The 11,303-nt window shown below is 62.4% G+C and carries 11 protein-coding genes and 1 pseudogene; 1 reads left to right on the top strand and 11 read right to left on the bottom strand.

Going from position 1 to position 11,303, the window contains the following annotated elements; genetic code table 11:
* Both AC5P7A_RS17405 and AC5P7A_RS17400 read right to left on the bottom strand, forming a co-directional pair.
* A pseudogene (locus AC5P7A_RS17405) lies at nucleotides 1-271 on the bottom strand (hypothetical protein); the annotation flags it as partial.
* A 535-nt stretch (nucleotides 272-806) separates the two neighbouring features.
* Nucleotides 807-1,421: a hypothetical protein gene (locus tag AC5P7A_RS17400; RefSeq protein ID WP_188238722.1), complete on the bottom strand. Its 615-nt coding sequence runs from the start codon at nucleotides 1,419-1,421 to the stop codon at nucleotides 807-809.
* Nucleotides 1,422-1,935: 514 nt separating this feature from the next.
* On the opposite strand from AC5P7A_RS17400, the gene AC5P7A_RS17395 reads away from it, so the two are divergent.
* The gene (locus AC5P7A_RS17395) at nucleotides 1,936-2,211 is read left to right on the top strand and encodes a hypothetical protein (protein WP_197556897.1); all 276 of its coding nucleotides are present in this window, start codon (nucleotides 1,936-1,938) and stop codon (nucleotides 2,209-2,211) included.
* Here the strand turns inward: AC5P7A_RS17395 and AC5P7A_RS17390 are convergent.
* The 9 genes from AC5P7A_RS17390 to AC5P7A_RS17350 form a co-directional block, all read right to left on the bottom strand.
* Nucleotides 2,208-2,657 (bottom strand): BLUF domain-containing protein, encoded by a 450-nt coding sequence (locus AC5P7A_RS17390; RefSeq protein ID WP_262094128.1) that lies wholly within the window; start codon nucleotides 2,655-2,657, stop codon nucleotides 2,208-2,210. The two genes, AC5P7A_RS17395 and AC5P7A_RS17390, sit on opposite strands and share 4 nt — an antisense overlap.
* A gap of 482 nt (nucleotides 2,658-3,139) precedes the next feature.
* Nucleotides 3,140-3,439 carry a hypothetical protein gene (locus AC5P7A_RS17385; RefSeq protein ID WP_099529570.1) on the bottom strand — a complete coding sequence of 100 codons (300 nt, stop codon included), beginning with the start codon at nucleotides 3,437-3,439 and terminating at the stop codon, nucleotides 3,140-3,142.
* A 590-nt stretch (nucleotides 3,440-4,029) separates the two neighbouring features.
* Nucleotides 4,030-4,248 carry a hypothetical protein gene (locus tag AC5P7A_RS17380; protein WP_103282862.1) on the bottom strand — a complete coding sequence of 73 codons (219 nt, stop codon included), beginning with the start codon at nucleotides 4,246-4,248 and terminating at the stop codon, nucleotides 4,030-4,032.
* A gap of 427 nt (nucleotides 4,249-4,675) precedes the next feature.
* Entirely contained in the window at nucleotides 4,676-5,047 is a 372-nt protein-coding gene (locus AC5P7A_RS17375) for a hypothetical protein (protein WP_241886746.1), read from the bottom strand.
* A gap of 181 nt (nucleotides 5,048-5,228) precedes the next feature.
* Entirely contained in the window at nucleotides 5,229-5,966 is a 738-nt protein-coding gene (locus AC5P7A_RS17370) for a hypothetical protein (protein WP_495220404.1), read from the bottom strand.
* A complete protein-coding gene (locus AC5P7A_RS17365) occupies nucleotides 5,966-6,355 on the bottom strand; it encodes a hypothetical protein (RefSeq protein ID WP_478439229.1) in 390 nt (129 codons plus the stop codon). Before AC5P7A_RS17365 ends, AC5P7A_RS17370 begins: the two co-directional genes overlap by 1 nt.
* On the bottom strand, nucleotides 6,355-9,870 hold the full coding sequence (locus tag AC5P7A_RS17360; RefSeq protein WP_495220403.1) for a TipJ family phage tail tip protein: 3,516 nt from the start codon (nucleotides 9,868-9,870) through the stop codon (nucleotides 6,355-6,357). The genes AC5P7A_RS17365 and AC5P7A_RS17360 overlap by 1 nt, the downstream gene beginning before the upstream one ends.
* Entirely contained in the window at nucleotides 9,867-10,484 is a 618-nt protein-coding gene (locus AC5P7A_RS17355) for a tail assembly protein (RefSeq protein WP_495220402.1), read from the bottom strand. The genes AC5P7A_RS17360 and AC5P7A_RS17355 overlap by 4 nt, the downstream gene beginning before the upstream one ends.
* Entirely contained in the window at nucleotides 10,477-11,217 is a 741-nt protein-coding gene (locus tag AC5P7A_RS17350; RefSeq protein ID WP_478439093.1) for a C40 family peptidase, read from the bottom strand. The genes AC5P7A_RS17355 and AC5P7A_RS17350 overlap by 8 nt, the downstream gene beginning before the upstream one ends.
* Nucleotides 11,218-11,303: the final 86 nt, after the last annotated feature.

The following is an 11,303-nucleotide window of genomic DNA, read 5'->3' as shown; positions in this document are numbered from 1 at the left end:
GCCGGGCGACTGCCTGGCGCAGGGGCAGATCGGGATAGAGCCTGGCCGCACACCAGCGCTCGGCGTACCGCTTCGCCTGCCGGACGTTGGCCGCGCGCACTTCCTTCACCTGCCACATCTTCTGGCCTTCCATCCATAGCCGGACCCCGGGACCCCCGTCGGGCGTGACGCTGGCCGTCTCGCGGCCGTTGTACCAAAGCGCCCAGCGCTCACCGGTCTGGACCCAGCCAGAGGGGATCGGGGTGCTGCGGAAGCCATGGGAGGAATGCATGGCCGGAAGAATACGGCTGGCCGTCGCAGATCCTGCGAAGCCGCAGGCACATGTCTGAATCGTTCGGGATGGCTACTGGCGTGGGGCAGCTAATGCGCTCCGGGCTGAGCTGCTGCCGGCCAAGCGTCCGTCGAAGAGAATTCGTCCAACACGAAGTTCTTAACGATTCATGCTGTATGGTTGACGCATCTGGCTCCTCTCAGGCGCGAAATCCTTCGCCCCCGTGTCTAGCCCCCTGCAGGCACGGCACATGACACCCTTGACAGCTTTTCGGATCCTTCGGATCCGCCCGCTGCTGCGCCTCAACGGAACGATCGAGCGAGTCGAAACTCTGCACGCCAAGTGCAGTTCATGCGGCGACGAGTCCCGTATGTCCCGAGGGTATGGCCTTGCCGAGGTGGAAGGAGGGGTAGAACTCACGTGTCCGGCATGCCGGGTGACAGGGATTTTGACCTTAGACCAAGCGTGGACTCTCTGGGCCGAGCAGATGAGGCAGGACAGGATCCTCGCCTTGGCCGGGCTAACGCCCGAAGATCTAAAGCTCACCTAGATCTTTGATCACGGCTTGCCCCGCTTTCAGGAAGCCGGCTAACAGCCGGCCTCCCGCCACCTGCCGGCCCATCTGCTCATTGAGGTAACTGGCCTGCAGGCGCGCGTGGGCCATCAGATCGGCTTGGCCCATGCTCGGCGTCAATGCCCGGAGCGGCTCCCCGGGTGACGCCAGCTGGCCCGCAATAGCCTGCACCAAGCAGGAGCGTTGACTGTCGCTCTTGGCGTACCCCGTGGCCATCATCCGGCCGTTCTTCGGCGACCAACCACCCAGCACCAGCTCGGTCCCGAGCTGCTCGATCGGCAGGCCGGCCTCGACTGCTGCTTTCTCATAGTTCGGCCATAGCTGGTCCACGACCAACCCCAGCTCGACGGACAGCTGCTCCATTGTGAAATCTGCGCGGAAGCTCGCCTGCAGCGCCAGCTCATAGATGCGAAGGAAGAACTGGGTGGAACCGCGAGTGGCAAGCACCAGGTTGTGCTGAGGGATCAGCAGCAGCTTCGCCCCCGCAGAATGCGCCCCTGTCCGGGAATCCACTGCCAGAGTGTCTACCGCGACGACCAGGTGGTCACGAGTGAGCAGAACGTTGAGGATGCTCATTTAGAAAGCAGCCGGAAGTTCTGCGAAATATGGCAGCGTGAGCGCTTCGGGTCCACCAGCCCCGAGGCTCAGGGAAGTAAGCGCGAGAGTCCACTTGAGCTTGGTGTGATGCGAGGTTCACATCATGTAGTAGACACTTCTGTCTCGCGGCTCTTCTCCGGTGCAGAATCCTTTGCTCCCGTGTCCAGCCCCTAAACGGCACGGCCATGCACCCTCCCAACGCCTTCAGGATCCACTCGATCCTGCCCCTGCTTGCGCGAAGTGGCGCAATCATCCGCCTGGAGCAGGTGCGCTCAACCTGCAAGAACTGTGGGCTTAGGTCATCACTGGCCCACGATGCTGGATTCCATACGGACATCAGGGGCACGACCCTGAAGTGCCCAGCTTGCGGAGCTACAGGATTGATGGACGAAATGGAGATCTGGCATCACTGGCTCGAGCAGCGTCGTCGCGAAAAGCTCCTAGCGCTCTTGGACCCCAAGCCCGACGAACCACTCGATATCGAGGACCCAAAATGACCGATGGCATCTCCGAACTGCTAGACCGAGTCCACTCCTGCGAAGTTGCGATTGAGGTCCATCGCGGGTATCTCAAGGCAATGGAGTACGCGCTGCGGGTTACTGTACTGACCCACCCCGCGCCCGAGCAGCTGACCGACACTTGGTTGCGCCTGCTACCCAGCATCGCAGCGAAGCACAAGCAGGATGGCGGTGTTCTCTTCGCCGCCGCCTTCGAGCAATCGTTGAGGGTTCTGACCGAGCAAATCGGAGAGCCAAACGACAGGGCCTAGACTGCGATGGCGTACGGCTCCACCAGCCCGACCAGGAGATCCATGGCAGTCGCATAGGCCGCTTGGTGATCGCGCCGCTGATTGAATCGGGTCCAATCCGCATGAGCTACGCGCCCGAGCTCATCTGGTTCAGCGGGCAGCCATTTCATGGGCCAGAATGGCAGGCGGCGCTGACCCACCCTGCCTCGCTGCAGCTCCACGATCCCGTTATGACTACTCGCGCCCAACACGCGGGAATAGGCGACTGAAAGTCCATCCTCAGGCCCCTCCATGTACTGGAGGAAGCGTTCACCATCGAAGAGAAGCACCCCCGTGACGCCGGCATTACGGTTGAACCGGGCCGCGTCGTCCACAATCTGATCCAGCTTTCCATTAGACAAGCCCAGCCGGTCGCCGGTGATCGCCTCGCCGGCGCTGCTCGCGTATACGACAGCCCTGATGGGCATGGCACACCTGCTTGACGAGGGACCAGCTTACTAGCAACGGGTTCATGTCAGCGCGAGGTGGCGGACGAGCCCTGAACGCGTCAGGTTCGCATGTTGCTGAATTCGGAACTTCGTCACATGATGCAGGCCCAACGACATGCACCACGCACGAAATTTCTCGGTACTAAGCAATGCCCGACACTGGCCTTTTCTACGTTTTGGATCTACATGTAGTGCGCCGCGACGAAGGCAATATCGAACGCGTGAACACAATCAGCGTACGCTGCAACCACTGCCGACACATCACGCATTCCAAAACACCTGGCTTGGAGACCATGCCAGGAGGCACCCTGCTCGCATGCGCAGGATGCGGCAAGCGGCAAGCGGTCAGTAACGCGCGCTTGGACGAATGCGACCACGTCCTAAGGCTCGACGACCCGGCAACAGATGCTGCCAGAGCCAGTCTTCGTGGCCAAATCGGGTGACATAATCAGCGTCGCACCTCAGCCGTCGGCTGGGTGCCTCCCAGCCAAACTCCCCATCGTGAAGGCATACCCGGCTTCTTCCAGAAGTGCTCTCATGCGCAGCTCCACACGACGGGGGGAGCGCAGTCCATTTGGTGCATAGAGAGCATATACGTAGCCAGCGCCGTCAATGATTTCGCGGCGGACTGCGCACTCGGTTGATTCCGTAGCTTCACACCAGACAGACATTAGCCTAGCCGGGCTGATCGACTGCCCATTGCGAAGTCGGAAGAAAAGCCAACGCACGCCTGGCGCTTGAGCTGGATCTAATCTAGCCATTGCGAGCCCCGGATTCGTCTGGATAGATCACTGAGAACTTGAGGATCCAGGTGAGGGCGCTCATCTTTCGAGGAACTTGGCAGATCTATGCGCTCACTACCGTTCACTAAAGCGGGGAGATCTGACTGCAGATCAATCCACCACTCGGAAGGAAGCCGGAGCCCAGTACCCGTTCGATCGTAGATGCATATCGGGAAATTCATAGCGTTGCTCCTAGATGTAACGAGCATACGCTTGCGCAATGTTAGGCCGGAATGCGACTGCTATAAGGCTGACGCATCAACTCTCTTTGCACATATGAACACGTGTGCTTCGTCTCGCTGAACTTTCAGGAACGACTCAAGCCAGCAAAGAGCAGCGCCTCTATTTGCAACCACCCTTCCCAACTTTTCAGTCAAACACCGCGCACACTCCATTCCACCAGGGCTTTGTCCTTGACAGGTCCGGCACGGAGCCATCGTCGTCATGGTCGCCGGGCGCGATTGATACATGATCTTCGTCATCAAGTTCACAGCTTGAGCGTGGGACGACATATCAACGTTCCTATTGATACAGAAGGAGCCGCGCTGGGCGCGGCCACTCCTTAGATGTCAACGGCGGCTATCGCGACCAGCACTGCCCTTTTGATCCTGGCCATGGGTCGATTGCTCACGCTCCTTGCTTCCCGGCTGCTGCTGTTGCTGACCTTGCTTTCCGGCGAGGTCTTCACCGCCAAGCTCGTTTCCATCCACCTGACCCTGCTGGCCTGGCTGCTTCTTCTCGCCATCCGAGTTGGGACGGTCGTTCTGGTTCTGGGGAGAATTGTTCATGCCTTACTCCGATGCAGCCATCTGCTGCCGACCCACAGTGCCCCCCAGCGCGTTACGCAGCCGTGCCGGATTGGCACAAATATGAACAAGTGTCATGAACAGGCCGATGTTCTGAAGGGTGTACAGTGCAGTCCCAATAGGAGCAGAACATGGAACGCATGAGGAACAAGGATTTCGTTGACGTCGAACGCGAGCTCACCCACTGGAGTTTGGCATTCAAGTCTGGTGCCCTACCTGCTGTTAGCTTTCGCCATGAGGTTGAACCCGTCATCCGGATCGCATGTGACATCTACGTCAGGGACCCGCATGGAACACGCGCAGAATGGTTGGACGACCTCGAGGGCAGACTTGCGGTCCGATCCAGTCTTCGTGGTCACCCTGGCGCAGCGGAGATTGCAGGTCAATGCTGGTCGCGCATCTCTTGCTCCTAGGAGTTTTCTTCCCGCGAGGCTGCGTCGTTCCCTTCTCGCATGAGCTGATCATTCAGCACGTGAACGATGGACATGACCGCATCGGCGAGCGCTCTTGAGTCGCTGATTGACCCGTAAAAATAGATCCTGGAGCCTTCAACCCGGACTTCGGCCAAGGAGAGCTGAGACGCCAGCGCCTCGCACTTCCTCACGAAGAGTTCAGTCCAGTGGGCTCCTGGCGCAAGATCCAACAACGCAATGATGGCCTCATCAGTAGAGGAATCGACGCGGTCATGTAGCTGCGGCACGTCGAAACCGACAATTCTCGGAAGCATGGAAGCGCTCAACGGTTGATCCTCTTGCTCATAGTCGGTTTGGGTATCTTCCACGACACTCGGGTCCACCATCTGGCAAAGCCCACTTCCTTACGCCAAACCCGCTCCCGTGTCTCGATAGCCGGTCATACCAAAGATGGCCATGGCCGTCCTAAGTGAGGCGGTGATCTGGGCGGAGTAGCACATGGACACCATCTCGCCCGAGCCAGCGTTGCGGCGGCGTGACGGCCCGCGATTACCCGAACCCCAGCGGCACCTCGGTCAGGTCCACGATGAAAATCGTGGCGTTCTGCGGCCCCATCGTCACCCCGCCCACCGGGAAGGTGTTGGTGATCAAGGTCTGTTGAGTCACCTGCAACCGCGAGAGAAAGATCCGGTTGTCGCTGGTCATGTGGAAATGATCGGCATTCATGGTGCACCGATCCTGTGACTGCGAGAAGTAGTAGAAGCGCGGCGACGGGATGGCAATGCCGATCTTCGTCCCAGGGAAGAACTGGCCGATCTCTACGGGAGGCCCTGGGACTGTTGGCAGCGCCACCACCTGTAGTACCCGCAGACCCTTGCGTCGGGAGTCGTAGAAGACCGTGCCGTCTTCGCCACGCATGCGTAGACCAACCGGTCCACTGGCCGCACGCTCGGTGGCATTGAACGTGTAGTACTCCAGCGTCTTGTTCGGCGCCTGGTTGGAAGCGTAGACGAAACACGTCACACCGGTCTGAACCAGAGTGAATCCCGTCGTAGTTGCGACGCTGTCATTGACGTAGCGGCAGACATGGAGATTCGATGTCCCGCTCGTTGAGGCCAGGACCCCGCTCGGCGACCATGAGGCAAATGGCGGCGAGCCGCCGGTCCCGCCGCCGGAGAAAGCTCCGGTGTTGAGCGTCCCTGACTTGGCCAGCTGTAGATTCTGATAGCCAGCCCCAATCTGGATCTGCCCGGTTCCCTGGTTCCGCACGCGTAGTCCGACGGCCATCAGCTGTATACCCCGTAATGAAGGGTGATGCCGCCGACGGTATCCGTCGTGGGCTTGCTCGGAAACATCTCCATCCTGACGTGGAAGTTCACCACGTCAGGATCCCAGCTCCAGTTGATGCTGTTCCCCGATATGGTCACCGAAGGGACCAGCATTCCGTACACCGATCGTTGGCCTTCGCAGGTGAAGTAGTAGTAAGGCTCGCCGCCAAGGAAGTCGTTGACGACGAGCCCTCCATCTGCCTCGGGTGGCGCGACCCACTTGTTGTTGGAATTGACAGGGTTGTAGAGCGGGAACGTGTAGGACCCGATCCTCTTCGACAGCTTGGTGGTAACCGAAGTCTCCACGTACCCGGTCTCGGTCCGAACCCTCAGCCCAATGTCGACCATTACTGCAGCACTCCAAGCTCCACGGCGAGATTGCCGTTCGGGTAGTAGATGTAGACGCCCTGGTTGGTGATGTTCAGGCGATATCCGCCGGCCACCATGCCGTTGAACTGGAACCCACCGCCGGCAGCCTTGTCGATCCTCCAGCCGGTCTGGCCAGCGACGTAGTCATCGGACTGGATGACCCCACTGATCTTCGCGTTGGTGATCGCGGCATCGGCAATATTGGCGCTGGTGATCCACGCGGTGCCGATCAGGGCCTGGTTGATGAAGGTCTGGCCGCCCTGGATCACGAACGGCGAGGTCAGCTGCCCGTTGACCAGGTTGACGAACGCGAAGCGGTCGGCGGTAAACAGCACCTGGCTCTGGTAGCTGCCGTCCGGCTGGTTCTCGATGCCGATGCCCATGCCAGCTGCGTAGTACTGGCCGTTGGCTGCAATCTGCAGCTTCAGGCTGTACGACGCGCTGATCTGTCCGTCTAAGTCGACCAGAGCCTGCGAGGTGGCCTGCACCATCGCCCGGGTCTCGCCTACCGCTGCTTCGGTGGTATCCACACGCCGGCCCAGCGCGTAGTCTCCGCTGGCGATGACCGTCAGCGTGGTGATCGTGCCGGCAAACGCGTCCTCATCGCCCGCGTTCCAGTCCCCATCGCCGGCGTGCTCCGCGCTGTATTGCGCCACCAAGCCATCTACGCGGTTGCCCACCGCCGTGACCTTGCCGTCCACCTCCGTAACATCCAGCTCCAGCTGATCGATCCGCCCGGCCAACGCACCGGCCTCGGCCACCGCATCGCCGACGCTCTTCCACTTCGTGCCCGGGGGCTCCTCGTTGCCGGGGGCGGCGTCGGTCCACAACCAGATCTTGCCGTTGTGCACCACCGTTTGGCCCGACTCATACGTGGCATCTGCGGCCCAGATCAACGGGGCGATACTGCTGATGCTCTCGATCTCCGACAGCAGCTCCCGCCCCAGCGCGCTCTTGTTGATGAGGCCGGAGAAGTAGGCGTCATACTCGGTCACGTCGGTGCTCGCCTCGCCCACTACACCAGCGCCAGCGGGATACCACGGCCCGATGTTGCCGCTGCGGTCCACCAACCGACCCCAGAAGTAGAACTTCGCGCCGACGGCCAGGCCATCGAGCCGGTGCCGGTTCTGGGGATAGGCGAAATCGCCCAGCTTCGTCGCGTTCTCCAGGTTCGGGCCAGCGCTGCGCCAGATCTCGGTGCGTTGCGTGTCGGTTGCCCCGGGCGGGAACGCCCAGGCCAGCTGGATGCCGAACACCACTGACGCTGCCGTCAGGGAGGTCAGCGCCGGCGGCGGCTCCGTCTTCCCCTGAATGTCGGTGAGGACACTGAGGGCAGGCTGCGACACCGCATTGAGCGCATTCACCGCACGCACCCGGGCCAGGTACTTGCCCGCATAGACCCCGCGCACCTCCGCGCTGGCCGTACCCACGCGCCCCACACGCACCCAGTTCAGATCGTCCCGGCGCCATTCCACGTCGTAGGCAATCGCCTTGTCGGCCGCATCCCATTCAATGGTCAGCACCGGCGTGGCAATGCCCTGGTCGATCACCACATGCGAGGACAGGCGCACGTTCGCCGGCGGCGGCTGCACGCTGGGCGGTACGATGCTGATGGGCGGCGGCTCCAGCCGGGTGCCGTCATCGATGGCCGCGAACTTGTCCGGGCGGTGCTGCAGCGCGGTGACGCGATAGGTCAGCCCCTCTTCCTCGGTGATGCTGATCACCCGGAACTGCTGCATCACCAGGTCGGTCGACTCCGTCGCCCAGATCGACTGCACCACCGGGATCGCGCTCCAAGGCGCAGAGACGGTCACCACGCGCGTCTCCGGGTTGACCGCGCTGATGGTGCGGGCCTCGGTCTTCCCGTCCGGCAGCGTCGCCCGTAAGAGGTCCCCGGCCTGCATCGAGGGCGGCACCACATCCAGGGTAAGGCTGCTCGCCGCGGCCGCGCTGATGCGACCGGAGTTGCGCCGCCCCGCGCGCTTGGCATCGGCGACCTGGATCACGTCACCGGGCATGCAGTTCAGGGCATCGAGACCCACGGCGAAGTTGACGGTCTCCGTCTCCAGATTCTCACTGTAGAGGATGTGCAGCCCCACGCGCTGGGCCTGCGACTTGGAGTGGCAGCCGAAGGCCGTCACCTCGATCTGGTTCACGCCGTAGCGGGCAATCCCTTCCTGCAGCTGGACCGGCTCGACCTTCTGCCGGCCGAAGTCGTCCGGGTCGGACCAGGACACCAACGCCACCGTGTGCCGTGCCTTGCTGCCGCTGCCGGTGTACGTGAACTTCCCGTCGACCACGTTGGCCTGGCTGTAGGTATAGACCGGGTCCTTAGGCATGTCCGCCGAGGCCATGATCTGCCCCGCCGCGTAGAAGCTGATGCCGCGGAACATGCTGGCCAGGTCCTGTAGCACCTTGTGGGCCGACTCCCGGGTCTGCAGGTACAGGCTGCAGGTGAAGCGCGGCTCCAAGCCGCCCATGCCATCGCTGACCAGCTGATCGCAGTACTGCGCGATCTCATACAGGCGATACCGGTTCACCCAGTCCAGCGGGATGCGATCACCAAGGCCGAAACGATCGTTGGTGACCATGTCGAAGAAGACCCAGGCCGGGTTGTTCGTCCAGGCCGACTTGAACGTCCCATCCCACACCCCGGTGTAAGTGCGCGCGATCGGGTCGTAGTTGCTGGGCACGCGGATGATCCGGCCCCAGATGCGGTATGCAGTGGTCGGCTTGCCCTGGAACTGGCTGCCGTCGGTCTGGATCGCGGCCAGTGCGCAGTTCGGGTAGCGCATCTTCACGTCGATGATCTCGGTCATCGAGATCACGTTCACCGTGTCGGCGACGGTCGAGCTGTTCGCGTTGGGCGTGAGGCGGCGGATCCGCGCCTGCCACTGATTGCCAGGCGGCAGGTCGATGCGGTGGCTGCGCTGGTACTCGGTGGTGGTCTTGCCGCGGAAGGCGTTGCTCAACACCGTGCTGAAGGCGCCGCCATCGGTAGACAGATCGATGGCGTACTCGACTGCATACCCCTCGGTGTCACCGTTCTCGGTGTTCTGCCGCTGCAGGGCGGGCACACCGAACCGGATCCGAACTGCGGACAGAGTCTGTCCGGAGGCCGCGCGCACCACCGGTGTGTCGCGCAGCTCGACACCGACGCCGATCTCGTTCTCAACAGACGGGAAACCTGGGATGTAATCCTGGTCCTGCGTGCCTGAGCGGGTCTCAATCCGAACGCCATTGAAGTTGAAGGTGCCGTCGCTGTTCTGGATCGGCACCTCATTGAGGTAGATGGACTGGTTGCCTGCCACCAGGCCACGGATCTCGCCCTCGCTGATCAGGTCCAGCACCTTGGCATAGGAGATCGAGTGCAGGCTGTCCGGGGTTTCCACCGGCGTGCGGGCATTGGTACTGCTCTTGCCGCCTGCTCCAAGGATGTCAGTGCCGGCAAGCGCCACTGCCTGATAGGTGCTTGGCAGCAGAAAAGCACTCATTGCTGATCCTCCGCGTAAATGCCGCCGCTGATCACCACGGATCCAACGACCATGCCCTTCGTGTCGTGGCCGCCGTAGGCGACGGGCACGGGGTTGCCTTGGGCCTGCACGTTCACAGGCCCGTTCATGCTGTAGTTCGGCGTGTTCTCGGCACTCTCCTTCGTCCCCAGTCCGCGCGGCTGAGGCGACAGCATCTGCACAACGCCACCAATGGCAAGACTCCAGCCGGCCGCGCCGACAGCGCCCCAGAACTTGGCCGCTGCGGCGCCGGCGCCCGGACCGCCGTAGATGGAGGCCACCACGATCAGGGCCACACCGACGATGGTCTGCAGGGCACCCCCACGTTTGGAGCCGACCAGCACCGGTGCAATGCGGATATCGTTGGCACCCGGCGGATCGTGCAGCTGCGCCTTGCTCAGGTTCTCCCGCCCGATGAACACGGCAAACTCGATGCCCTGGTCCTTGCAGCCTGTCAGGAACTGCCGGAATCCGGGCAGCAGAGTGCCGAGCGCGAAAATGGCCTCGGCCGGGCTGTTCACCGCCAGCTGGAACTTGCGGCCAAAGCGAGCGCCGAGGCGCCCGTACAGCCGGACAGTGCGCAGGCGCTCAGTCATTGCCGGCCTCCTTGTGGCGGACGATGTAGCGGGTGCGCTCGGTCCACATGCCGCCGTAGACCACCGTTTCAGACAGGCGCCCGTGCATGTGGTGCAGCATCTTCCCGTCGCCCAGGTAGACGCCGGCATGATTCGGCACCGGCGAGCGGATCTGCATCAGGATCATGTCACCGCGGCGGGGCACGCCCTGGATGACAGCGAAGCCCTCCGCCTGCAGCCGGTCCAGGCTGTAGAGGTCCTGGCCCTTCTCCCACCAGTCGTCTTCCCGCTCGTACTGGCTGAGCTGAATACCCAGCTCGCGGGCGTAGAAATCACGCACCAGGCTGTAGCAATCCAGCACGCCGTGGGCGAACTGCCGGCCTACCAGCGGCGCCTCGTAGCCGCAGGGCACTATGGTCTGCAGGTCGCCACATTCGGGGTCAGCCCCAACGCACTGCCCCACGCTCACGATGTGCCACGGCACGCCGCTGGCCTCGCACATGACGCGGTCGGCATCAGAGGCAGCCGCAGACGCGTTCGGGTGGCTGTGCACGACGGCCATCACCTCGCCGCTGTCCTCGGCGTCGGCGAAGTCCTCTGCCGGCAGCCGGAAGTGCTCGCTGGGAGTCGTGGCTAGGTTGCGGCACGGGACGTATAACTCCCCATCGCAGCCGGCCACGATGAGGCCGCAGCACTCGCGCGGGTAGTCGGCCACGGCATGCGCCTGGATGGCCTGCAGGGTGCTCTGTTGCATGGATCTCGCCCATAGAAAAGGCCCGCGTCTGGCGAGCCCTGTGGTGCTGCTGGTGCAGCGCGAATGGTCCGGAGCTGGGGTATCGC

The sequence above is a fragment of the Stenotrophomonas sp. YJH_SMC_65 genome (genome assembly GCF_059369475.1).
Note: the sequence above shows the minus strand (reverse complement) of the source record. Positions and strands in the feature narration are given on the sequence as shown.